This is a genomic window from Kribbella italica (genome assembly GCF_014205135.1).
Classification (GTDB): domain Bacteria; phylum Actinomycetota; class Actinomycetes; order Propionibacteriales; family Kribbellaceae; genus Kribbella; species Kribbella italica.
In genome coordinates this window covers 3,548,335-3,569,299 of the sequence record NZ_JACHMY010000001.1, presented here as the reverse complement: position 1 = coordinate 3,569,299, position 20,965 = coordinate 3,548,335, and the positions used below count along the sequence as shown (strand labels likewise).

At 69.0% G+C, this 20,965-nt stretch carries 24 protein-coding genes and 2 tRNA genes; 19 read left to right on the top strand and 7 right to left on the bottom strand.

Annotation, left to right across the window (positions count from 1 at the left end):
* Nucleotides 1-118: 118 nt before the first annotated feature.
* Nucleotides 119-1,030 carry a class I SAM-dependent methyltransferase gene (locus HDA39_RS16530; protein WP_184796095.1) on the top strand — a complete coding sequence of 304 codons (912 nt, stop codon included), beginning with the start codon at nucleotides 119-121 and terminating at the stop codon, nucleotides 1,028-1,030.
* Here HDA39_RS16530 and HDA39_RS16525 read toward each other — a convergent pair.
* The 3 genes from HDA39_RS16525 to HDA39_RS16515 are packed head-to-tail and all read right to left on the bottom strand — an operon-like array spanning nucleotide 1,023 to nucleotide 2,800.
* Nucleotides 1,023-1,424, bottom strand: a complete 402-nt coding sequence (locus HDA39_RS16525) for a DUF2255 family protein (RefSeq protein WP_184796094.1) — start codon at nucleotides 1,422-1,424, stop codon at nucleotides 1,023-1,025. The genes HDA39_RS16530 and HDA39_RS16525 overlap by 8 nt on opposite strands.
* A 9-nt stretch (nucleotides 1,425-1,433) precedes the next feature.
* Nucleotides 1,434-2,300, bottom strand: coding sequence for a 3-methyladenine DNA glycosylase (locus HDA39_RS16520; RefSeq protein ID WP_184796093.1), 867 nt, complete (start codon nucleotides 2,298-2,300; stop codon nucleotides 1,434-1,436).
* Entirely contained in the window at nucleotides 2,297-2,800 is a 504-nt protein-coding gene (locus HDA39_RS16515) for a GNAT family N-acetyltransferase (RefSeq protein WP_184796092.1), read from the bottom strand. Before HDA39_RS16515 ends, HDA39_RS16520 begins: the two co-directional genes overlap by 4 nt.
* 181 nt (nucleotides 2,801-2,981) lie before the next feature.
* On the opposite strand from HDA39_RS16515, the gene HDA39_RS16510 reads away from it, so the two are divergent.
* From HDA39_RS16510 to HDA39_RS16490, 5 genes are all read left to right on the top strand, one after another.
* Nucleotides 2,982-3,770 carry a fumarylacetoacetate hydrolase family protein gene (locus tag HDA39_RS16510; protein ID WP_184796091.1) on the top strand — a complete coding sequence of 263 codons (789 nt, stop codon included), beginning with the start codon at nucleotides 2,982-2,984 and terminating at the stop codon, nucleotides 3,768-3,770.
* Nucleotides 3,763-5,301 (top strand): glutamate--tRNA ligase, encoded by a 1,539-nt coding sequence (gltX, locus tag HDA39_RS16505; RefSeq protein WP_184796090.1) that lies wholly within the window; start codon nucleotides 3,763-3,765, stop codon nucleotides 5,299-5,301. The genes HDA39_RS16510 and gltX overlap by 8 nt, the downstream gene beginning before the upstream one ends.
* A 4-nt stretch (nucleotides 5,302-5,305) precedes the next feature.
* Nucleotides 5,306-6,265, top strand: a complete 960-nt coding sequence (locus tag HDA39_RS16500) for a CPBP family intramembrane glutamic endopeptidase (RefSeq protein ID WP_184796089.1) — start codon at nucleotides 5,306-5,308, stop codon at nucleotides 6,263-6,265.
* Between the two features lie 118 nt (nucleotides 6,266-6,383).
* Nucleotides 6,384-6,455: transfer RNA gene (locus tag HDA39_RS16495), tRNA-Gln, on the top strand.
* 80 nt (nucleotides 6,456-6,535) lie between these two features.
* Nucleotides 6,536-6,611: transfer RNA gene (locus HDA39_RS16490), tRNA-Glu, on the top strand.
* A gap of 95 nt (nucleotides 6,612-6,706) precedes the next feature.
* Here HDA39_RS16490 and HDA39_RS16485 read toward each other — a convergent pair.
* Together HDA39_RS16485 and HDA39_RS16480 are read right to left on the bottom strand one after the other, a co-directional pair.
* Nucleotides 6,707-7,297, bottom strand: a complete 591-nt coding sequence (locus tag HDA39_RS16485; protein WP_202893017.1) for an HdeD family acid-resistance protein — start codon at nucleotides 7,295-7,297, stop codon at nucleotides 6,707-6,709.
* A gap of 218 nt (nucleotides 7,298-7,515) precedes the next feature.
* The gene (locus tag HDA39_RS16480) at nucleotides 7,516-8,235 is read right to left on the bottom strand and encodes an IclR family transcriptional regulator (protein ID WP_012922430.1); all 720 of its coding nucleotides are present in this window, start codon (nucleotides 8,233-8,235) and stop codon (nucleotides 7,516-7,518) included.
* 109 nt (nucleotides 8,236-8,344) lie between these two features.
* Between HDA39_RS16480 and leuC the strand changes: the two genes are divergently transcribed.
* The 10 genes from leuC to HDA39_RS16430 all read left to right on the top strand — a co-directional run bounded on the left by leuC (nucleotide 8,345) and on the right by HDA39_RS16430 (nucleotide 16,150).
* A complete protein-coding gene (gene leuC, locus HDA39_RS16475) occupies nucleotides 8,345-9,775 on the top strand; it encodes a 3-isopropylmalate dehydratase large subunit (RefSeq protein WP_184796088.1) in 1,431 nt (476 codons plus the stop codon).
* A 13-nt stretch (nucleotides 9,776-9,788) separates the two neighbouring features.
* Nucleotides 9,789-10,388 (top strand): 3-isopropylmalate dehydratase small subunit, encoded by a 600-nt coding sequence (gene leuD, locus HDA39_RS16470; protein ID WP_184796087.1) that lies wholly within the window; start codon nucleotides 9,789-9,791, stop codon nucleotides 10,386-10,388.
* A gap of 115 nt (nucleotides 10,389-10,503) precedes the next feature.
* Nucleotides 10,504-10,752, top strand: a complete 249-nt coding sequence (locus tag HDA39_RS16465; RefSeq protein WP_184796086.1) for a hypothetical protein — start codon at nucleotides 10,504-10,506, stop codon at nucleotides 10,750-10,752.
* A gap of 101 nt (nucleotides 10,753-10,853) precedes the next feature.
* A complete protein-coding gene (locus tag HDA39_RS16460) occupies nucleotides 10,854-11,198 on the top strand; it encodes an NUDIX hydrolase (RefSeq protein WP_238356073.1) in 345 nt (114 codons plus the stop codon).
* Nucleotides 11,199-11,557: 359 nt separating this feature from the next.
* Complete coding sequence (locus HDA39_RS16455; RefSeq protein ID WP_184796085.1) at nucleotides 11,558-11,998, top strand: hypothetical protein; 441 nt, start codon at nucleotides 11,558-11,560, stop codon at nucleotides 11,996-11,998.
* 10 nt (nucleotides 11,999-12,008) lie between these two features.
* A complete protein-coding gene (locus tag HDA39_RS16450; protein WP_184796084.1) occupies nucleotides 12,009-12,530 on the top strand; it encodes a hypothetical protein in 522 nt (173 codons plus the stop codon).
* A 660-nt stretch (nucleotides 12,531-13,190) separates the two neighbouring features.
* Nucleotides 13,191-14,363, top strand: coding sequence for a magnesium/cobalt transporter CorA (corA, locus tag HDA39_RS16445; RefSeq protein ID WP_184796083.1), 1,173 nt, complete (start codon nucleotides 13,191-13,193; stop codon nucleotides 14,361-14,363).
* Nucleotides 14,364-14,592: 229 nt separating this feature from the next.
* Nucleotides 14,593-14,778 (top strand): hypothetical protein, encoded by a 186-nt coding sequence (locus HDA39_RS16440; protein ID WP_184796082.1) that lies wholly within the window; start codon nucleotides 14,593-14,595, stop codon nucleotides 14,776-14,778.
* A gap of 224 nt (nucleotides 14,779-15,002) precedes the next feature.
* On the top strand, nucleotides 15,003-15,602 hold the full coding sequence (locus HDA39_RS16435) for an HU family DNA-binding protein (protein WP_184796081.1): 600 nt from the start codon (nucleotides 15,003-15,005) through the stop codon (nucleotides 15,600-15,602).
* 341 nt (nucleotides 15,603-15,943) lie between these two features.
* Nucleotides 15,944-16,150, top strand: coding sequence for a hypothetical protein (locus HDA39_RS16430; protein ID WP_184796080.1), 207 nt, complete (start codon nucleotides 15,944-15,946; stop codon nucleotides 16,148-16,150).
* Here the strand turns inward: HDA39_RS16430 and cofC are convergent.
* The gene (gene cofC / locus HDA39_RS16425; protein WP_184796079.1) at nucleotides 16,147-16,815 is read right to left on the bottom strand and encodes a 2-phospho-L-lactate guanylyltransferase; all 669 of its coding nucleotides are present in this window, start codon (nucleotides 16,813-16,815) and stop codon (nucleotides 16,147-16,149) included. The genes HDA39_RS16430 and cofC overlap by 4 nt on opposite strands.
* 16 nt (nucleotides 16,816-16,831) lie before the next feature.
* Between cofC and HDA39_RS16420 the strand changes: the two genes are divergently transcribed.
* Nucleotides 16,832-17,614 (top strand): lysophospholipid acyltransferase family protein, encoded by a 783-nt coding sequence (locus tag HDA39_RS16420; RefSeq protein ID WP_184796078.1) that lies wholly within the window; start codon nucleotides 16,832-16,834, stop codon nucleotides 17,612-17,614.
* Nucleotides 17,611-18,615, top strand: a complete 1,005-nt coding sequence (locus HDA39_RS16415) for an NAD(P)H-dependent glycerol-3-phosphate dehydrogenase (RefSeq protein ID WP_184796077.1) — start codon at nucleotides 17,611-17,613, stop codon at nucleotides 18,613-18,615. The genes HDA39_RS16420 and HDA39_RS16415 overlap by 4 nt, the downstream gene beginning before the upstream one ends.
* Before the next feature lie 5 nt (nucleotides 18,616-18,620).
* Here the strand turns inward: HDA39_RS16415 and HDA39_RS16410 are convergent, their stop codons facing one another.
* The gene (locus HDA39_RS16410; protein ID WP_184796076.1) at nucleotides 18,621-19,796 is read right to left on the bottom strand and encodes an ROK family protein; all 1,176 of its coding nucleotides are present in this window, start codon (nucleotides 19,794-19,796) and stop codon (nucleotides 18,621-18,623) included.
* A gap of 73 nt (nucleotides 19,797-19,869) precedes the next feature.
* On the opposite strand from HDA39_RS16410, the gene HDA39_RS43735 reads away from it, so the two are divergent.
* Nucleotides 19,870-20,958: a Gfo/Idh/MocA family protein gene (locus HDA39_RS43735; RefSeq protein WP_337925767.1), complete on the top strand. Its 1,089-nt coding sequence runs from the start codon at nucleotides 19,870-19,872 to the stop codon at nucleotides 20,956-20,958.
* Nucleotides 20,959-20,965 lie beyond the last annotated feature (7 nt).

Genomic DNA, 20,965 nt, shown 5'->3' with positions numbered 1-20,965 from the left:
AGTAGAGTCACGCTGGGTGAGCAGAGCTGGGGGAACGCTCTCGGGACGGTCCGGGGGCGCGGCGACTGTTCACGGGACTGCTTCCGAGGGGGAAACTCGTGACGCCGGGTGAGCGGAGATGAGCCTGAGTGGGGATGCCTGGACCTGGGCCTGGAGAGACTGGGAGGACGAGGACCGGATCAGGCGACAGAAGGAGAAGCCGGTGGCGTTGGAGGCGGACGAGCTGGCGCGGGTGGCCGCGAACGAGGCGGACTGGGACGCGCGGGCTCCACTGCATGCGGCGAGCGCGTTCTACGAGCGGCCGGCGGAGTTCTGGTTCGCCGACTACGAGTGGGACGACCTGGGGGAGCTCGGTGGGCGGGATCTTGTCCACCTGCAGTGTCACCTGGGGACCGAGACGATCGCCTTTGCGCGGAGGGGCGCGAAGACGTTCGGGCTGGATCTGTCGGGGCGCTCGCTCGACGAGGCGCGGCGGTTTGCCGACAAGGCCGGCGTCGGGGTCGAGTACGTGCGGGCCAACGTGTACGACGCGGGGGAGGCGCTCGGGGGACGGCAGTTCGACGTGGTCTACACCGGGAAGGGCGCGCTGTGTTACCTGCCTGACTTGGCGAAGTGGGCCGAGGTGGTCACGAGGTTGCTCAAGCCGGGTGGGTTCGTCTACATCGTGGAGTTCCACCCGTTGCTGAATTCGTTGCGGCCGGTCGGGTTGCCGGGAGAGTCGGACGAGTTGGTGCTGAGGCACGACTACCTGGAAGGGCGCGGGGCGATCGCGCACGAGTCGACCGTGACGTACACGGGCGACGAGGTGCCGGGCCGCAACACGAGCTACGAGTGGATGCACGGCCTGGGAGAGCTGGTCACCACGCTGTCGGCCGCGGGGCTGCGGATCGACAGCCTGCGCGAGTCCGAGGTGCTCCAGTGGCCCCGCTGGCCGTCGATGGTCCAGACGCCAGAGGGCTGGTGGCGCTTACCGGACGAGGCGCCAAGGATTCCGTTGCTGTTCGCGCTGAAGGCGACGAAGGTCAGCTGAGCCGGTCCTGCTCCCGGGCGAGGAGCAGCGTGGTGGCTGCGGCTTCGGGAGCCACCATCTGGTCGACTGTCGAGGTGCCGTAGCGCGCGTACTTCGTGCGGTACGCCGTGTCGACGTCGGCCCGCAGCCGCTCTGATCCGGTGCCGACGTGCTCGACGGAGACGTCGGTCTGCAGACCGGGGACGCGGACGCAGGCCCGGTGGGAGTCGAGCACGTGAGCGAACCAGCCGGTGTTTCGGCGGTACCAGGTGCGGACGTAGACCTGCTCGTCGACGCACACGACCCAGATCGGCACCCAGCGTCGCAAGGTTCCGTCGGTGCGCCTGGGGGCGATCTGCAGTTCGTCGGCGGACGCGATGCGCTGGAGGTCGTCCGGAGTCCAGAGCTCGGTCATGGTTCGAGGCTAGTGCGTGGTGCTGAGCAGCTCGTCGCAGAGGGCGATGAGTTGTTCGCGGAGTGGCTTGGCTCGGGTGGCGAAGGTGCGTTGGGCGGCGGCGTACTCGGCTTTGCCGGTGGGGGTTTCGATGGGGATGGGGGAGTAGCCGAGCGGGGCCAGGTCGTACGGGGAGGCCTGCATGTCCAGGGTGCGGATGTCCTTGGCGAGTTCGAAGCAGGACAGGAGGAGGGGGCTGGGGGTGAAGGGGGCGAGTTTGGTGGCCCACTTGTAGAGGTCCATGTTGGCGTGCAGGCAGCCGCCTTGTTCCAGGTCGGGCTGGAGGTCACGGGTGGGGTGCAGGACGTTGAGCGGGCGCGCCGGTTCGGTGAAGAAGCGGAAGGCGTCGAAGTGGGAGCAGGCGATCTTGTGCGACTCGACGACCTGGTCGGTGCCCTCGGCCCCTAGTCTGAGCGGCCACTTCTCGTGCCGGACCTCGCCGGGCTGCAAGCGGTAGACCATCGCCCACTCGTGCAGGCCGAAGCAGCCGAACTGGGGCTGGCGGTCGAGCGTCGCCGCGAGGAGGCGGCGGATCCAGGTGATGGAGTCCGTACGACGCTCGATCTCCGCGGGGTCCAGTTGCGCGGCGCCGTCGGCGTACAGGTAGCCCTTGCGGCCTTCGTACGCCGTGGCGCCGGCGAGGCTGACTCCCGGGCCGGGGTGCCAGACGCGGAGCTGGTTCGGGCGGGTGGAGTAGTAGGTGAAGAGGAAGTCCTCGACCGGGTGGGCTTCACGGCGCTGACGGCGTGCGAGATGACCGGCGACGAGCTCGTCCACCCGCGCCGCGTGCGCTGCGGCGAGTGGTTCCCATTCGCTGGGGGAGAGAACGAGAGTCACAGTGCCAGGGAGTAGGCGTACAGGTGGACGCCGGGGCGGGGGGACCAGTCGCGGGAAGGGACGCGGGTGAAGCCGAGGCGTTCGTAGATGCGGTGGGCGGGCTTCATGTAGTCGGCGCTCGACAGGACGAGGTGGGTGAAGCCCAGCTCGCGGGAGCGGGTGATGCAGTGCTTGGTCAGCGCGGTGCCGACGCCGAGGCCGCGGGCCTTGGCCGAGACGCCGAGCATTCGGAACTCGCCCTCGTGGGGCTGACCGATCTCACCGTAGAAGGAGCCGGGTACGCAGTACGTGACCGTGCCGAGCAGGTCCGTGCCGTCGGTGGCGACCCAGAGCTCGGCGCGTTCGGCGCGGTCCGCGGCGGCGCGCAGAGTGTCGCCGTAGTCGGAGTTGGCCGGGATGAAGCCGTCGTTGGCGTAGGCCTCGGCGGTCAGTTCGCCGACGGCGGCGTACTCCGCGGGCTCGGCCAGGCGGATCGTGAACGGGGTCGGATTGGTCGTCACGGGACCACTGTCTCATTCGGGACGAGTGACAGGAAAAGAAGAAGAACGACAGAAGGAGAAGAGAGGTCGCGGTGGGCTTCGGCGCCGGGCGGCTGGAGGGGGGACCAGGTCACCGGATCGAGTGGTCGACTGGGTCCGGCGGTAGGCTCGGGCCGTTCATTCCCTCGACTGAAGGCCAGCCGTGCGTATCGCCAGATTCTCCGTCGACGACGAACCGAAGTACGGGCTTGTCGAGACCGACGACCCCGAAGGTCTTGTCGGCACCGTCGCCGTCCTCGACTCGGACCCGCTGTACCGGCCGGTCCAGCTCACCGGCGAGGTGCTGCAGCTGGCCGACGTCCGGCTGCTGGCCCCGGTGATCCCGCGCAGCAAGGTGGTCTGCGTCGGGCGCAACTACGCCGACCACGCCGCCGAGCTGGGCAACGACGTACCGGCCGAGCCGATGATCTTCCTCAAGCCGAACACGTCGGTGATCGGCCCGCGCGACGGCATCGTCTACCCCGAGCAGACCAACAACCTGCACTTCGAGGGCGAGCTGGCGATCGTGATCGGCCGGATCTGCCGCGACCTGCCCCGCGAGCGGGCCGAAGAGGTGATCTTCGGCTACACGATCGCCAACGACGTGACCGCGCGCGACCTGCAGAAGAGCGACGGCCAGTGGGCCCGGGCCAAGGGGTACGACACCTTCTGCCCGCTCGGTCCCTGGATCCAGACCGACCTGGACGTCTCCGACGTCCGGGTCAGCACGGAGCTGAACGGCGAGCCGAAGCAGGACGGCCGGACCTCGCAGTTCATCTTCGACATCCCGGAGGTGCTGGCCTACATCACCTCCTTCACCACGCTGCTGCCCGGCGACGTGGTGCTCACCGGGACCCCCGCGGGTGTCGGTCCGATGCTGCCCGGCGACGAGGTCGCGATCAGTGTCGAAGGAATCGGAACTCTGACGAACAAGGTGATCGTGCGTGACTGACAGGCCTGCCCCGACCGACGACGACGTACTCGGCGGCCTTGAGCCAGCGCAGGTCCGCCTGCGGTTCGCGCCCTCCCCGACCGGTCTGCTGACCGTCGGCAACATCCGCACCGCCCTGTTCGCCTGGGCCTTCGCCCGCCACTACGGCGGCAAGCTGGTCCTGCGGATCGAGGACACCGACGCGGCCCGCAACACCCCCGAGGCGCTGCAGTACACGCTCGACTCGCTGCGCTGGCTCGATATCGGCTGGGACGAGGGTCCCGAGGTCGGCGGCGACTTCGGCCCGTACAAGCAGACCGAGCGGATGGACATCTACGCCGACGTCGTGGCCAAGCTGCTGCAGGCCGGCAAGGCGTACCACTGCTACTGCTCGCAGGAGGAGCTCGACCAGCGGCGCGAGGCGGCGCGTCAGGCCGGCCAGCACAGCGGGTACGACGGCCACTGCCGCACGCTGACCGACGAGCAGGTCAAGGCGTACGTCGACGAGGGCCGGCGCCCGGTCGTCCGGCTGCGGATGCCGGACCGCCCGATCACCTTCACCGACCTGGTCCGCGGCGAGATCACCTTCCTGCCCGAGAACCTGGGCGACTACGTCCTGGTCCGGGCCAACGGGTTCCCGCTGTACCCGCTGGTGAACCCGGTCGACGACGCGCTGATGGAGATCACCCACGTGCTGCGCGGCGAGGACCTGCTGCCGTCGACGCCGCGGCAGATCGCGCTGTACGAGGCGCTGGCCGAGATCGGCATCGGCTCCGGCCGGACGCCGCGGTTCGGGCACCTGCCGTTCGTGATGGGTGAGGGCAACAAGAAGCTGTCCAAGCGCGACCCGGGCGCGGGTCTGGGCGAGTACATGGAGCGCGGCTTCCTGCCCGAGGGCCTGCTGAACTACCTGGCCCTGCTCGGCTGGTCGATCGCCGAGGACCGGGACGTGTTCACGATGACCGAGATGGTCGAGGCCTTCGACATCCGCAAGGTGAACTCGAACGCCGCCCGGTTCGACCCGAAGAAGTGCGAGGCGATCAACGCCTCCCACATGCGGCTGCTGGAGCCGGCCGAGTTCGGCCGCCGGGTGGTGCCGTTCCTGGCCAAGGCGGGCGTGCTGCCGGCCGAGCCGACCGACGAGCAGCAGCAGTTGCTGACCGCCGCCGTACCGCTGGTGCAGGAGCGGATGAACTCGCTGTCCGAGGCGGTCGACATGCTCGGCTTCCTGTTCGTCCCCGACGAGGCGTTCAAGGTCGACGCCGATGCCGCGGGCAAGGTGCTGACCGGTGACGCCGGTGCCGTCCTCGAGGCGTCGGTGAAGGCGCTGTCGAACCTGTCCGACTGGACCACCGAGGCGATCGAGGCCGCGCTGCGCGCCTCGCTGATCGAGGGACTGGGGCTCAAGCCGAAGAACGCGTTCGGCCCGGTCCGGGTCGCGATCTCGGGCCGCCGGATCTCGCCGCCGCTGTTCGAGTCGCTCGAGCTGCTCGGCCGGGACCGGTCGCTGCACCGGCTCGAGCACGCCCGCACGCTGCTTCCGGCGGAGTGAGCTGATGCCGTACGACGCGACGCCGCGCCCCGGGTCCACCGTGGATCCCCGGGACGCGGGCGCGCAGCCGTACCACCGGCTGCTGCGCAACCCGGTCACGGCCGGGTGGACCGTGGTGCTCGGCGCGTTCGCCGTACTGGCCGGGTGGATGTTCCTCAGCCTGGTGATCCAGGTGATCGCGTTCGGCATCCGCAAGGATCCCGAGGGGACGATCTCGTGGTTCGGGCTGCTGACCACGAACCTGACGCTGATCGTGCTGATCCCGTTGGCGATGGTCGTCGCGACCCGGCTGAACCACCAGACGCCGGGACTGCTGTCGTCGGTGGTCGGCCGGATCCGGTGGCGGCCGATGCTGTGGTTCGGGCTGGCCGCCGTCGTGGTCGAGCTGGTGATGCTCGGCGTGATCAAGGTCGGCGGGATCGAGCTGCTCGGCGACGGCGGCAAGGGTGCGGCCGCGGACGCGGCCGGCGTGATCGCGGTCGTGCTGCTCACCTCGTCGCTGCAGGCGGCGGGAGAGGAGTACTTCTTCCGCGGCTACCTGCTGCAGGCGGTCGGTGCGTTCGTGCGCAGCTCGGTGGTCGCGGTGGTGGTCACGACGGTGCTGTTCACGATGGCGCACGGGGTGTGGCCGTGGGAGAGCCCGGCGCTGTTCCTGGACCGCTTCGCGTTCGGGCTGGTGGCCGGCTTCCTCGCCGTACGGACCGGTGGGCTGGAGGCGTCGATCGCGGCGCACGCGGCGAACAACGTGGTGACGTTCATCTACGCCGCGCTGACCAACAGCGTGAGTGCCAGCCTGAACGCTTCGGACGCGGGCTGGGGTCTGGTGGCGGTGGACGTGTCGAAGTTCGTGCTGTTCGGCGCGGTGGCCGTGCTGCTGGCGCGCAAGCTGCACCTGGGGACGACGTGCGACCTGCCGCTGGTGCACGCGCCGGTGGTCGGTGGACCGGGCAGGAGACTGGTGTGACACGAGTGACATCTGGTTCAGCGGGGACTCGTTTTGGTGTCTGGGCCCGGACTTCGGTATGCTCTCTGAGCCAGGTCGTGAGGGCGGAAACAACCTCCCGAACTCGGTGAAATGCCTTTGGGGTATGGGGTAATTGGCAGCCCGTCTGATTCTGGTTCAGTTAGTCTAGGTTCGAGTCCTAGTACCCCAGCGAGTGATTGGACCCGGCCGATGAAAATCGGTAGAGTCCTTCCTCGTTGCCGGTCCGCAAGGACCATGCAACAACGCTCTGGCCCCGTTGTGTAGCGGCCTAGCACGCCGCCCTCTCAAGGCGGTAGCGCGGGTTCGAATCCCGTCGGGGCTACCAGAGAAAACAGCGCCTCTCACCTCCGGGTGAGAGGCGCTTCTGGTTGCTCCGGCGACTTGTGGGTTCTTGGGTGATGAGCCCGGCGACGGTAGGGCTCAGGGTTGAGGTGCGGCACCTGGCGGGATCACGGTGGTGTGACCGGTGAGCTCCCGGCGTACGGCGAGACCGCCCAGGACGAAGACGCCTCCCCAGGCCAGGGCCGCGATGCCCAGCCAGGTCGCGATGGTGACCGCGCCCGCGCCGGGATTGGCCGCGAAGAGGATCCCGATCAGGATCGACAGCGCGGCGCTGAGCAGCAGCAGCCAGCGCGGGGTCGCCAAGTTGCTGCCGAAGGCGCCGATCGCCTCGAACACTCCGCGGACGATCAGCCAGATGCCGAGGATCCAGGTCAGGGTCACCGCGGTCGTCGCCGGACTGAAGATCGCGAAGAACGCCGCGACCAGGGCGATCACTCCCATCACCACCAGCCAGAGCCGGCTGCCTTCCGCCTCCGGCTGGAACGCCTGCACCAGCGAACCGATGCCGTCCATCAAGGCCCAGAAGCCCCAGAGCAGCGCGAGTGCGATCGCCGTCGAGAGCGGCCAGGCAATGGCCAGGATCCCGAACACGATGCCGACCGCGCCGCGCACGACGAGCATCTTCCATCCCACCGACAGCCAGTCGCCAACGGCTGTTGATCCAGGCATCCGCCGACCTCCACGGGCCGGCCCGGACGGGCCGCAACCCGACTTCATCGTGATCCCGTGCGCCGGACCGGGACAAGAGGGCGCGGGGGAGTTGTGGTCGAGCCGCAAGATAGCCGAGGAGACAGCAGAAGCTCCGGCGAGGGCGGGCCGCAACAGCCGGGGCAAAAGAAGAAGGCCTGACCGCGGGGGTGTGCGGTCAGGCCTTCTGTCGTACGGAGTTACTCGGACGCGCGCCGCAAAGCCTCGGAGAGTCGCTCGGCGGCGGCCATCACGGCCGGCGCGTGCATCCGGCCGGGCTGGCGGGACAGGCGCTCGATCGGGCCGGAGACCGACACGGCCGCGATCACCTTGCCGGAGGGGGAGCGGACCGGGGCCGACACGGAGGCGACGCCCTGCTCGCGTTCGCCGACCGAGTGCGCCCACCCACGACGCCGTACGCCGGCCAGGGCCGCGGCGTTGAAGGTGGCGTTGTGGAGTCCACGGTGCATGCGCTCCGGGTCCTCCCAGGCCAGCAGTATTTGAGCGGCGGATCCAGCGGCCATCGTCAGCTGGCTGCCGACCGGGACGGTGTCGCGCAGACCGGACGGACGCTCGGCGGCCGCGACACACACTCTGTACTCACCCTGGCGGCGGAACAGCTGCGCCGACTCACCGGTGATGTCGCGCAGACGGGCCAGGACCGGACCGGCGGTCGCCAGCAGGCGGTCCTCACCGGCAGCGGAGGCGAGCTCGCTCAGGCGCGGCCCGAGCACGAAGCGGCCCTGCATGTCGCGCCCCACCAGCCGGTGGTGCTCGAGCGCGACGGCGAGCCGGTGTGCCGTCGGGCGGGCCAGCCCCGTCGCCGCCACGAGTCCGGCCAGGGTCGCCGGCCCGGACTCGAGTGCGGACAGAACGAGAGCTGCTTTGTCGAGAACGCCGACTCCGCTAGAGTTGTCCATGAGACGATATTGCCGTCTCGAATCGTGGAACGCAAGTCGCTTGTACGCCCCTCTTCGGCGCACTGTGAGCGAAAGCGCACCTCAGTACACCACCCGAAGGAGAAGTCTGATGGGCAGGACGTTGTCGGAAAAGGTCTGGGACGCACATGTCGTGCGTCACGCCGACGGGGAACCCGACCTCCTCTACATCGACCTCCACCTCGTCCACGAGGTGACCAGCCCGCAGGCCTTCGACGGTCTCCGGCTGGCCGACCGGGCGGTCCGCCGCCCGGACCTGACGATCGCGACCGAGGACCACAACGTCCCGACGTACGACGTCGACAAGCCGATCGCCGACCCGGTCTCGCGCACGCAGGTCGACACGCTGCGCAAGAACGCCGAGGAGTTCGGCATCCGGATCCACACCCTCGGCGACCCCGACCAGGGCGTCGTGCACGTGATCGGCCCGCAGCTCGGGCTGACCCAGCCGGGCATGACCGTCGTCTGCGGTGACAGCCACACCTCGACGCACGGCGCGTTCGGCGCGATCGCGTTCGGGATCGGCACCAGCGAGGTCGAGCACGTGCTCGCGACCCAGACGCTGATGCAGGCCCGGCCGAAGACGATGGCGGTCACCGTCGACGGCGTACTGCCGGACGGTGTTTCGGCCAAGGACCTGGTGCTGTCGCTGATCGCGCAGGTCGGCACCGGCGGCGGCCAGGGCTACATCGTCGAGTACCGCGGCGAGGCGATCCGCGCGCTGTCGATGGAAGCGCGGATGACGATCTGCAACATGTCGATCGAGTGGGGCGCGAAGGCCGGCATGATCGCGCCGGACGAGACGACGTACGCGTACCTGAAGGACAAGCCGCACGCGCCGCAGGGCGTCGACTGGGAAGCCGCGGTCGAGTACTGGAACAGCCTGGCCACCGACGCGGACGCGTCGTTCGACCGCGAGGTCGTCCTGCGGGCCGAGGAGGTCGCGCCGTTCGTCACCTGGGGCACCAATCCGGGTCAGGGCCTGCCGCTGTCGGCCGACGTGCCGTCGCCGGCGGACTTCGAGACCGAGAACGACCGGGTCGCGGCCGAGCGGGCGCTGGAGTACATGGGCCTGACCGCCGGTACGCCGCTGCGGGAGATCCAGGTCGACACGGTGTTCCTCGGCTCCTGCACGAACGGGCGGATCGAGGACCTGCGTGCGGCGGCCGGCGTACTGGCCGGGCGGAAGGTTGCCGACGGCACCCGGATGCTCGTCGTACCGGGATCCGGCCGGGTGCGGCTGCAGGCCGAGTCCGAGGGACTGGACGTCATCTTCAAGGACGCCGGGGCCGAGTGGCGTGGCGCGGGGTGCTCGATGTGTCTGGGGATGAACCCGGACCAGCTGGCGCCGGGCGAGCGCAGCGCGTCGACGTCGAACCGCAACTTCGAAGGCCGGCAGGGCAAGGGCGGGCGCACGCACCTGGTGTCGCCGCTCGTCGCCGCTGCCACCGCCGTCACCGGGACCCTGGCCGCGCCGGCAGACCTGCCGCCGCTCGAGGTCGCCGTACCCGAGAACGTCTGAGGACAAAGGAATCATGGACGCCTTCACCCAGCACATCGGCACCGCGGCCCCGCTGCGGCGCGGCAACGTCGACACCGACCAGATCATCCCCGCCGTCTACCTGAAGCGGGTCACCCGGACCGGCTTCGAGGACGGGCTGTTCGCTGCCTGGCGCAACGATCCGGCCTTCGTCCTCAACCAGCCCGAGTACGAGGGGGTCTCGGTGCTGGTCGCCGGCCCCGACTTCGGCACCGGCTCGTCGCGCGAGCACGCGGTCTGGGCGCTGATGGACTACGGCTTCCGGGTCGTCGTGTCGGCGCGCTTCGGCGACATCTTCCGCGGCAACTCGGGCAAGGCCGGCCTGCTGGCCGCGCTCGTCACCGAGGACGTCGTCGAGGAACTGTGGACGACGATCGAGAAAGACCCCGGCACGAAGGTCACGGTCGACCTCGAGGCGAAGACGATCTCCGCCGGCGCGCTGTCCGCGCCGTTCGAGATCGACGACTACACGCGGTACCGGCTGCTCAACGGTCTGGACGACGTCGGCATCACGCTGTCGCACGCGGACGAGATCGAGACGTACGAGGCCACCCGCCCGTCGTTCAAGCCGGCGACGCTGCCTGCGAAGGCTTAGGGACGGCGACGCGTCGGACTGCGTGAAGAGGGGGCCGTGGACAGGTTCGGTCTTGTCCGCGGCCCTCTGTCGGTGGTCGAGGCCACGTGGCCTTGACCGCCAGTAGCTTTGTCCGATGGAGAGCGAGCCGACAGACGGGTCCAGTGCCGGTTCGTGTCTCTCCATCGGATGCTTCGCCACGATCGGCGCCGCGATCGTGGGGCTGGTGACCTGGCTGATCGTCGACCACTACACGCCCTGCTACTGCGAAGGTGACTCCGATGCGGCCTGGTTCGAATCCATGGATTCGACCCCGTACGGCCTCCTCGCCTTCGTCGCCACATTGGCGCTGGTCGCCTTCGTCGTGATCCGCCGACGCCGTTAGAACGGGAGTGTGCTGCCGGGACCTCGATAGCGTGGGCGCATGGCGGCGGATGATGTACATGAAGCGACCAGACGATCCACGGTGAGCGGGTCGTCGATACTTTGCGGCGGCTGACGCTGAGTGTTGCCTCGGTCGAGCTGCCTGACGGGGTCACGTTCGAGCAGTACGTCCTGCGGATTCCCAAGGCCGCCATCGTTGCGGTGCTGAACGGTCGCGGCAGCGTTCTGATGATGCGCCGGCATCGATTCATCATCGATCGGTGGGTATGGGAGTTGCCGGGCGGTTATGTCGACCCTGACGAAGACCCCGCCGTCACCGCGGCGCGTGAGGTCGAGGAAGAGACTGGGTGGCGGCCGCTGGATGTGCAGTACTTGATGTCGGCTCAGCCGAACGTTGGTCTGGCCGACGCGGAGAACCTGATCTACGTCGCCCGCGGAGCCGACTAAGTCGGCGAACCGTCCGATATCAACGAAGCCCAGGAAGTCGCGTGGATTCCGTTGACGTCCGTACTCGAGCGGATAGCGAGTGGGGAGATCATCGGAGCGTCTTCTCAGTTGGCGTTGCTTCGGCTTCTGGTCGATTGAGTTCTCCGTCGGCGGCGGTCGCTGGACCTGGCCGTCAGCAGGCTGGTGTAGCGGGACGCGGTTGCGGCTGTACGCAGCGGGTACCAGGTGCTGGAACGCCGGGGAGGGACCAGATGCGTGAGTTGGGGAATGAAGGACCGTCGAGTTGGACCGCGGAGTGGGAGTCGCGTGGCGAGGTGGTGCTCCCGCAACGCAGACGACCGTTGTGGTGGAGGGCGGGCTTGTTCGGGTTGCTGACGCTCAGTTCGGTCGGGCAGTTGGTTGACAACCTTCGGGACGAGGGCGAGTCGACGTTCATCACCGTTGTCTCGGCCGTCGTACCGCCGTTGTGGTGCTGGCTGTTCGGCTACGCCGTCTGGCAGCTTGTCACTCGTCGTCCCGTCATTCGCGTCGATGGTTTCGGCATCCACTACGGGAGCAGCAAACGGGCTCGGCTGTCCTGGGGCAACATCGCGAGCATCGGCGATCCTGTCGGGCGGTGGCTTTTCGCCTTTCTCAACGTTCGGCCGGTCGACGGCAAGCCGCGTCGGCTGCCGATCTCGTACCTGCACGTCGACGATCTGCAATCGTTCGCTGGGTGGCTTCGATGCCGGCTGGAAGAGCAACGCGCTCTCGCCGCTGCCGCCGATCGAGGCGAGCCGAGCGCCAGACCTCCGGCCTGAGGAGGCAAGGATGCGCGCATACCTGCACACCGCTCCGCGATGGGTCCTGTGCCTGGTGTACGGCGTACCGTTCGGTGCGGTCATGTCCGTCGGCATCCTGTCCGACAACGGTCCGCTGGAGATGATCGTGTTCGGGCTTGTTGGCGGGCTCCTGTACGGCGTCCTGGCATCGGCGGCCGCCGCGAAGCCGCGGCGCGAAGTACAGGATCTCCTCGGTGAGATCTCGCGCGATCAGTACCCCACCGTGTTCCGTGCCGCGCGGCGCGGACCTGTGCCGACAGATCCCGCAACACGAACGGCCGCCCGGAAACTGGCCGGTCACGACTTGGTCCAGGCGCGGATCGGCACGTTCATCGCGCTTCCGTTCGCCGCGCTGATGATCGCAGCCACGGTCGTCGGCCGTGACCCAGAATCTCCGTGGTTCGCCGTTCTCTCGGCTCTGACCGCGGCAGTCACCGCCTACCAGGTTTACCTCTGGCGAACATTCAAGCGACGCATCGAGTCACTGGCGCTGACCGATGACTTTGTTTAGGCCTCTGCGGAATCCACAGGGCTCGGAGCTCCTGTTCGAGACTTCCCGGAGGAGGATGTGTCTGCGGACCGTGGGCGACGTCACGAGCGCTGGATCCATCTTGAGTTCGAGGACGCCTACGATGCCGATCGCTCGGCGCGAGTTTGTGCGCTTGTGCTGTTCGCCGCGGTTGCTGAGGACAACGATCAGCGGGGGCGCGCGTTCTCGAAGTCGCGCGATAGCGCGCAGATGAAGCGCGGCAGCGCGCACGAGAACCGCGCGCCAGCGCGCACAAGAAGCGGGCGCAGCACGCGCACCGCGTGCGCTAGCACGCAAACTGAACCAAGGGTGGGTGGGAGCAGGCACCGTAGTGAGCGCCAGCGAACGGAGGAGCCCGCGTGGGTGAACCACAGGCACCCGCGTGGGATATCAAGTACATAACTCGGGTGTTACCCTGGCGGAGTTGTCGTTGGCAGGTATTCGAGATCGAGGAGGTGAGGCGCTGATGACCAGTGACCCCTCCAGACATACCGATCTCGCTCGGCCTCGAGGCAACTAACTCCTCTTCCAGGTCAGCCGCTCCTGTGCAGTGAAGCCGGGAGTGTGTTGTGGTGCGCGGCTTTGGGCCGCGGGGGTCGGGCAGACGTCGTCTCCCCGTCTGCAACAACCCCTGGAGGACTCATGTCCGACCTGCGTCTGCGCACCCTTCGTGCTTTCGGCCGTACGCCGTCGTTGCGGGCCGCTGCTCGCCGGTACGCCGGAGGGCTGGCCGCGCCTGCTCCTGAAGCGATCGAGCCGGCCGCCGAGCACCCGGTGCACAGCAAGCCCAAGGGCCACAGTGTGGTCGACAGCGCGATCTACTGCGACGGACGCCGGGTCGCGTCGCCGGAGTCGTTGGCCGATACCTACCAGGTGCTGCACGAAGCGCCGCGGAGCTTGGCGTGGATCGGGTTGTACCGGCCGGACCGGCGCGAGCTGATGTCGCTGGCGCAGGAGTTCGACCTGCACGAGCTGGCGATCGAGGACGCGATCCAGGCCCACCAGCGGCCGAAGCTCGAGCGGTACGGCGACACGTTGTTCGTCGTCCTGAAGGCCGCGCGGTACCGGGACGCGACCGAGGAGGTCGAGTTCGGCGAGGTGCACGTGTTCGTGGGGCCGGACTTCGTGGTGACGGTCCGGCACGCCGAAGCGCCGAACCTGGCCGCCGTACGGCGTCGCGTGGAGCGCGATCCGGAGCTGCTGCGGCAAGGGACCGAGGCGGTGCTCTACGCGATCATGGACAAGGTCGTCGACGGGTACGCGCCGGTGGTCGCGGGGCTGGAGAACGACATCGACGAGATCGAGACCGAGGTGTTCCGCGGCGACCCGAAGGTGTCGCGGCGCATCTACGAGCTGTCCCGTGAGGTGATCGAGTTCCAGCGCGCGACCCGGCCGTTGATCGGGATGCTGGACTCGTTGCGCGCCGGGTTCGACAAGTACGGCGTCGACCAGGAACTGCAGCGCTCCCTGCGCGACGTCGCCGACCACGTCACCCAGGTGGTCGAGCGGGTGGACGGTTTCCGCGAACTGCTGCGCGACATCCTGACCGTCAACGCGACCCTGGTGGCCCAGCAGCAGAACGAGGAGATGAAGTCCCTCACCGTCGCCAGCAACGCGCAGAACGAAGAGGTGAAGCGGATCTCCGCGTGGGCGGCGATCCTGTTCGCGCCGACGCTGATCGGGACCGTGTACGGGATGAACTTCGACGTGATGCCGGAGCTGCACTGGCAGTGGGGCTACCCGTTCGCGGTCGGCCTGATGGCGTTGGTCTGCGGCAGCCTGCACCAGGTCTTCAAGCGCCGCGGCTGGCTCTGAAACATCCCGGCGAAATCTGTCGCGGGCACCTAGGGGGTGTCTCCCGATTCCTGCCTACTGCGCGGCACTCGGCACGGCACCTCGGCGCACTGGCGCAAAGACCACGATGGAAAAACATCGAGGCCTTCACGCCAGCACACCGAGCTACCGCGCCGAGCACCTGCTCGCTACGGCAGGAATCGGGAGACACCCCCTAGTCTTCGAGACACCTGAGACCTTGGAGGCAAAGATGTGGCTGTTCCTGCGCCGGCGGCTGATCATGTGGGCCGTGCTGGCGATCGCCGTACCGCTGGTGGAGTGGTTGCTGGGCAAGATCAGCCAGACCCTGCGCCGGCGCAAGGGCGACAGCGCGGTCACCCGCGGGCTCGACACCGCCCAGTCGGGCCTGCGATCACTGCGCGGAAAGCGCCGCTGAGCACCCTCGAAGGGGTCGTGGCCGGGGTCACCGTTGGTCGCCGGATCGTTGCTCAGAAGGGAATCCCAGGGCCCGATCGGGGTGTTTGGGGGCCAAATCGGGGCCAAATCGCCCAAAACAAGGCCGAATTGCCGCGTTGGTGTTTGTGAACGGCCTGTTGAGTCCATAACGTTCACGTGAGATCGAGCGCTGTGCTCGACGCCATCGTTCACGGAGGGAAGACAGTGAACAAGAGCCAGTTGGTCGAAGCGCTCGCAGTGCACTTCGACGGAAATCGCCGTTCGGCCCAGCACGCCCTGGAGTCGGTCATCGACACCGTCCAGCGCGAGCTGACCAAGAAGGGCGGCAAGGTCGCCATCACCGGGTTCGGTGCCTTCGAGGCCATCGAGCGCGGTGCCCGCATGGTTCGCAACCCGCGGACCGGCGAGACCAAGCGTGCCAAGAAGACCGTGGTTCCGAAGTTCCGCGCGGGTGCGGAGCTGAAGGCCGTTGTCTCCGGTGCGAAGAAGCTGCCGAAGCTGGTGGCCCCGAAGCCGGCCGCGACCGCCACCAAGGCAGCCGCTCCGGCCAAGAAGGCCGCTCCGGCCAAGACCGCGGCCAAGAAGGCTCCGGCCAAGGCTGCCGCGACCAAGACCGCCGCCAAGAAGGCGCCGGCCAAGGCCGCTGCCACCAAGACGGTCGCCAAGAAGGCTCCGGCGAAGAAGGCCCCGGCCAAGACCGTTGCCAAGAAGGCCCCGGTCAAGAAGGCCACCGTTGCCAAGAAGGCGCCGGCCAAGAAGGCCCCCGCCAAGAAGGCTCCGGCCAAGCGCGCCTCGGCTCGCTGACCTTCAGCACTGCAGCACCGAAACACCAGCGAAGGCCGGTCTCCTCACTCCAGGGGCGACCGGCCTTCGCCGTGTCCGGAGGTGAAAGAGCTGTGGCCGGAATGATGTCGTCGGCAACCTCCCGGGTACTTCTCCCGGGACCTGAGGTCGCTTGCGATGCGGCCGGAGAGGTCAGCGTGGGCTGAGGCCGCTCCGGCCGGTTGTTGGTTTGGCGTGAGGCCACGTACGGCGGCAGTGGGTCGGTGTCCAGTTCGTGATGGCCGTGGCCGAGGACGACGTATCCGGATCGGAGTGGAGGTGGGGACGGCGCGGGATCGTGCCGGATGGCCTAGCGTGGGGGCATGCAGGCGACCGTGAGCCGTTACGACGACGCGTCCAAGTCCGGGGCGGTCTTGACCGACACCGGGGTCGAGCTGCCGTTCAGTGCCGACGAGCTGGCCGGTACGCCGGTGCGCTTCCTCCGCGTCGGTCAGCGGGTCCGCGTCGAGACCAGTGGATCAGGCCACGGGATCGCGATCACCGCGGTGCACTTCATCACCCTGCACTAACAGGCGAGACCTTCGGAGCCGATCACGGCGCCGAGGACGATCGACATCACCTCGGCTGTGCGCGGGCCGACGCCGAGTTGTACGGCGTCCGCGAGGTCGGCGGCGGTGTCGACGTCGCGGCGTACGGAAGGGATCGCGAGGTCGAGCGGTACGGCGCCCGAGGCCTGGTGGGCCAACGCGGATCCGACGCCGAAGCGGGGATCGAGGGGGACGCCGGGGGCGGCCGCGAGCATCGTCGTACCGGTGCCTGGTTGGTCGATGACGAAGCTGCGGTCGGCGACGCAGGCGGCGAGAGCAGCAGTCAGTTCGTCAGGACGCAGGGTGGGGAGATCGGCGGAGAGCGCCGCGATGCCGGCTTCGGGGAACTCGGCAGCCGCGGCGGCAGCACCATGCTCGAGGGCTTCGTTCAAACCGATGGCAGGCAGGTCCGGTACGACGCGGGCGCCGGCCGCGGTCACGTCGGTGGCGACCTGTGGGTCGTCGGTGACGACCAGGACGGTCCGCACCAGCGGCGACGCCAGCGCGGCCTCGACGGTGTCGGCCGCGAAGGCGCGCGCGAGCTCCGGACGGTGCTGGGGGTAGGCCGCAGCGAGCCGGCTCTTCGCGATCGCCGTACGCTTCACCGGGACCACCAGGATCCAGGGAGCGACCTGTACGTCTTCCATCAGGCAAGATTCTTCCATGACGTACGGGGACGACGCACAGGAGGCAGCAGTGACGAGCCCGGGACACGATCCACGCCCGCCGCGCGGGTTCTGGTTCGGGCTGGTGGTGGCGCTGGTCAAGCCGTTCATGCTGGTCTTCACCAAGCCCGATTTCCAGGGCCGGGAGAACATGCCGCGGACCGGTGGGGTGGTGTTCGTGACGAACCACATCTCGCACTTCGACCCGTTCGTGCTCGGCTTCTACATCTGGGAGTGCCGGCGGATCCCGCGGCTGCTCGGCAAGGCGTCGCTGTTCAAGCTGCCGATCGCGGGGCGGATCATCACCGCGGCCGGGCAGATCCCGGTCTACCGCGAGTCCGCGCAGGCCTCCGACGCGTTCCGCGACGCGGTCGCCGCCGTGGAGCGGGGTGAGTGCGTGGGCGTCTACCCCGAGGGCACGATCACGCGGGACCCGGAGCTGTGGCCGATGACCGGCAAGACCGGCGCGGCCCGGATCGCGCTGATGACCGGCTGCCCGGTGATCCCGATCGCGAACTGGGGTGCCCAGGAGGTCTTCCACTCGTACGGCAAGAAGCTCCGGATCGGGCTGCTGCCGCGCAAGAGGATGTTGGTGAAGGCCGGTCCGCCGGTCGACCTGGACGCGTTCCGCGGGCAGCCGATCACCAACGAGCTGTTGCACGAGGCAACCGAGGCGATCATGAAGACGGTCGCCGCCGGGCTCGGCGAGCTGCGCGGGCAGACCCCGCCGAAGGAACTGTTCGACCTGCGCAAGGCCAAGGCCGAGGAGGAGAACGAATGACCAAAGTAGCGGTGTTCGGGGCAGGTTCCTGGGGTACGGCGTTCGCGACCGTGCTGGCTCACGCGGGGAACCAGGTGTCGGTGTGGGGGCGCCGGGAGTCGTTGTGCGCGGCGATCAACAGCCGGCACGAGAACCCGGACTACCTGCCGGGGCTGGTGCTGCCCGAGGCGATCACCGCTACCCACGACCCGGCCGCCGCGGCCGACGGCGCCGAGGCGATCGTGCTCGCCGTACCGAGCCAGTCGTTGCGGGACAACCTGCGCGACTGGGCCGGCGTGCTGCCGCCCGCGGTGCCGCTGGTCAGCCTGATGAAGGGCGTCGAGGTCGGTACGACGAAACGCATGTCCGAGGTGATCGCCGAGCTGACCGGCGCCGGGCCGGAGCGGATCGCGGTCGTCTCCGGTCCGAACCTGGCCCGCGAGATCGCCGAGGGACAACCGGCCGCGGCGGTCGTCGCGTGTGCCGACGAGGGGACGGCGACGCGGCTGCAGAAGCTGTGCCACTCGCCGGTGTTCCGCCCGTACACGAACAACGACGTCGTCGGGTGTGAGCTCGGCGGCGCGACGAAGAACGTGATCGCGCTGGCGGTCGGGATGGCGGTCGGGCTCGGCTTCGGTGACAACGCGCGGGCGTCGGTGATCACGCGGGGGCTGGCCGAGACCGCGCGCCTCGGGGCGGTGCTCGGTGCTGACGAGCACACGTTCTCGGGCTTGGCGGGTCTTGGCGATCTGGTCGCGACCTGCTCGTCGCCGCTGTCGCGGAACCGGACGTTCGGCGAGAAGCTGGGGCAGGGGATGACGGTCGCCGAGATCGCCGGTGCCACGCGGCAGGTCGCGGAGGGCGTGAAGTCCTGCTCGTCGATCAGCGAGCTGGCGCATCACCACGACGTGGAGATGCCGATCGCCGAGCACGTCACCAAGGTGGTCGCGGGGGAGATGACGCCGAAGGACATGCTGTTCAGCCTGGTCTCGCGCTCGGCGAAGTCCGAACGCTGGGGATGATCCCGTCAGGTCGTGAGGGTGTGCTGCAGTACCAGGGCGGCGGCGCCGTGGAGGGCGCCCTGGGTACCGGTCCGGGAGGGGACGACCCGGAGCTCGGTGGTGGCCAGGGGCAACGATCTGGCGTAGATGGTCTCGCGGATGCCGGCCAGGAGGCTGTCGCCGGCGAGCGAGAGTGAACCGCCGACCACGATGACCGACGGGTTGAGCAGGCTGACCGCGGTCGCGAGGACCGAACCGATCTCACGGCCGGCCTGACGGACCAGTTGAGTAGCCGTGGGATTGCCGGAGCGGACCAGGTCGACGACGTCGCGGCTCGAACTGGCCGGAATGTTGGACGAGGACAATTCAGCAGCGATGGCGGTGCCGGAGGCTACGGCTTCCAGGCAGCCGGTGTTGCCGCAGCGGCAGCGGTTGGTGCGGCCGGGGGTTTGTACGTGGCCGATGTCGCCGGCCGCGCCTTGCGCGCCGCGGTGCAGGCGGCCGCCGCTGATGACGCCGGCGCCGATACCGGTGGCGACCTTCACGAAGAGCAGGTGCTCGACCTCCGGGTACGCCGTACTGTGCTCGCCGAGCGCCATGATGTTCACGTCGTTGTCGACCAGCACCGGGCCGGGGAGGTCGGCGCTGAGACGCGCGACGACGTCGTACGAGTCCCAGCCGGGCATGATCGGCGGGTGGTTCGGGCGGCCGGTGCGGTGCTCGACCGGGCCGGGCAGGCCGACGCCGGTGCCGGCCAGGTCGGCGGGGGAGCGGCCGGCAGCAGCCAGCAACGAACGGCCGGCGCGGACGATCGCGCCGAGGACGGTCTCGGGTCCCTCGGCGATGTTGAGCGGGAGCGTCTGGCTGCCGATCATCGCGCCGGTCAGATCGGTGAGGGCGACCGAGAGATGGGTCGCGCCGACGTCCGCGGCCAGGACGAGTCGCGCCGACGGGTTAAAGCGGAAGCGGGCCGGCGGGCGGCCGCCGGTCGACGCCGCTTCACCGGACGGTACGACGAGTCCGGTGGCCAGCAGCGCCTCGATCCGACCGGTCACCGTCGACCGGGCCAGACCGCTGAGGTCGATCAGCTCGGCGCGGGTCCGCGGTTGCCCGTCGAGCAGCAACCGCAGCAGCGGATCCGGCGGCGCCGCGTCGGCCGCGCCCGCGGACGCGGCAGCGGTGCTGCTGCTGGGGTCGGTCATCGGTGCACTTTCGTCGGTTGGTCGGCGGACTTTTGCTTGACAGGGTTCAAAAGTGTCACATAGCGTCCCGAGCGTGTCCACAGACAAGCTCAGGGTCGGAATCATCGGTGGCGGCTTCATGGGCCGGGTGCACGGCCGATCAGCGCTCGTCGGTGGCGCGCGGATCGTCGGCGCGGTCAGCTCGAGCCCGGAGCGCGCGAAGGCCGCGGCCGAGGCGACCGGAGCCGAGGAGGGCTTCGAGACTCTCGACGACCTGCTGGCCGCGGACCTCGATCTCGTCCACGTCTGTACGCCGAACAGCACGCACCTCCCGGTGACCCTGAAGGCGCTCGAGGCCGGCAAGCACGTCATCTGCGAGAAGCCCTTGGCTACGAGCGCGCAGGACGCCGCCGGACTCGTCGCGGCCGCGCAGGAGGCCGGGCTGGTCGCCACCGTGCCGTTCGTCTACCGCTACCACCCGATGGTCCGCGAGCTGCGGACCCGGATCGCGGCCGGCGACGCCGGGATGGTCACCAGCCTGCACGGCAGCTACCTGCAGGACTGGCTGGCCGGTGCGGACGACGACAACTGGCGCGTCGACGACGCGGCCGGTGGGCCGTCGCGGACCTTCGCCGACATCGGTTCGCACTGGTGCGACCTGACCGAGTTCGTCACCGGCGACCGGATCGCCGCGGTCAGCGCGCAGACCCGGACCGTTCGGTCGCAGCGCGGCGGCGTGGACGTCAAGACCGAGGACCTGGCGACGGCACAGTTCCGCACCGAGGCCGGAGTGGTCGGCACGGTCGTGGTCAGCCAGGTCGCGGCCGGTCGCAAGAACCGCCTGTACCTGGAGGTCTCCGGCACCGAGTCGAGCTACGGCTTCGACCAGGAGGACCCGGACCGCCTCTGGGTCGGCCACCGGGCCGCCAGCCAGTTGCTCACCCGCGACCCCGACACGTTGAGCCCGCCGGCGGCCCGCGTGAACCGGCTGCCCGCCGGTCACGCCCAGGGCTACCAGGACGCGTTCGACTCGTTCGTCGCGGACACCTACGCGGCCGTGCGCGGTGGCGACCGTCCGGACGGACTTCCGGACTTCGCCGCCGGCGCACGGTCTGCCCGCTTGGTCGACGCCGTCCTCCGGTCGGCTGCGGCCGGCTCCGCGTGGGTGGACGTCGAGGCCTAAGTACGCC

What these genes read in the sequence shown, in the direction of transcription:
- HDA39_RS16500 (WP_184796089.1), top strand. Translation starts at nt 5,306, where the DNA reads ATGCCGTACGACGCGACGCCGCGCCCCGGGTCCACCGTGGATCCCCGG.
- HDA39_RS16465 (WP_184796086.1), top strand. Translation starts at nt 10,504, where the DNA reads ATGGAGAGCGAGCCGACAGACGGGTCCAGTGCCGGTTCGTGTCTCTCC.
- corA (WP_184796083.1), top strand. Translation starts at nt 13,191, where the DNA reads ATGTCCGACCTGCGTCTGCGCACCCTTCGTGCTTTCGGCCGTACGCCG.
- HDA39_RS16485 (WP_202893017.1), bottom strand. Translation starts at nt 7,297, where the DNA reads ATGCCTGGATCAACAGCCGTTGGCGACTGGCTGTCGGTGGGATGGAAG.
- HDA39_RS16410 (WP_184796076.1), bottom strand. Translation starts at nt 19,796, where the DNA reads ATGACCGACCCCAGCAGCAGCACCGCTGCCGCGTCCGCGGGCGCGGCC.
- cofC (WP_184796079.1), bottom strand. Translation starts at nt 16,815, where the DNA reads ATGGAAGACGTACAGGTCGCTCCCTGGATCCTGGTGGTCCCGGTGAAG.
- HDA39_RS16430 (WP_184796080.1), top strand. Translation starts at nt 15,944, where the DNA reads ATGCAGGCGACCGTGAGCCGTTACGACGACGCGTCCAAGTCCGGGGCG.
- leuD (WP_184796087.1), top strand. Translation starts at nt 9,789, where the DNA reads ATGGACGCCTTCACCCAGCACATCGGCACCGCGGCCCCGCTGCGGCGC.
- HDA39_RS16525 (WP_184796094.1), bottom strand. Translation starts at nt 1,424, where the DNA reads ATGACCGAGCTCTGGACTCCGGACGACCTCCAGCGCATCGCGTCCGCC.
- HDA39_RS16480 (WP_012922430.1), bottom strand. Translation starts at nt 8,235, where the DNA reads ATGGACAACTCTAGCGGAGTCGGCGTTCTCGACAAAGCAGCTCTCGTT.
- HDA39_RS16420 (WP_184796078.1), top strand. Translation starts at nt 16,832, where the DNA reads ATGACGTACGGGGACGACGCACAGGAGGCAGCAGTGACGAGCCCGGGA.
- HDA39_RS16440 (WP_184796082.1), top strand. Translation starts at nt 14,593, where the DNA reads ATGTGGCTGTTCCTGCGCCGGCGGCTGATCATGTGGGCCGTGCTGGCG.
- leuC (WP_184796088.1), top strand. Translation starts at nt 8,345, where the DNA reads ATGGGCAGGACGTTGTCGGAAAAGGTCTGGGACGCACATGTCGTGCGT.
- HDA39_RS16530 (WP_184796095.1), top strand. Translation starts at nt 119, where the DNA reads ATGAGCCTGAGTGGGGATGCCTGGACCTGGGCCTGGAGAGACTGGGAG.
- HDA39_RS16450 (WP_184796084.1), top strand. Translation starts at nt 12,009, where the DNA reads ATGCGCGCATACCTGCACACCGCTCCGCGATGGGTCCTGTGCCTGGTG.
- HDA39_RS16415 (WP_184796077.1), top strand. Translation starts at nt 17,611, where the DNA reads ATGACCAAAGTAGCGGTGTTCGGGGCAGGTTCCTGGGGTACGGCGTTC.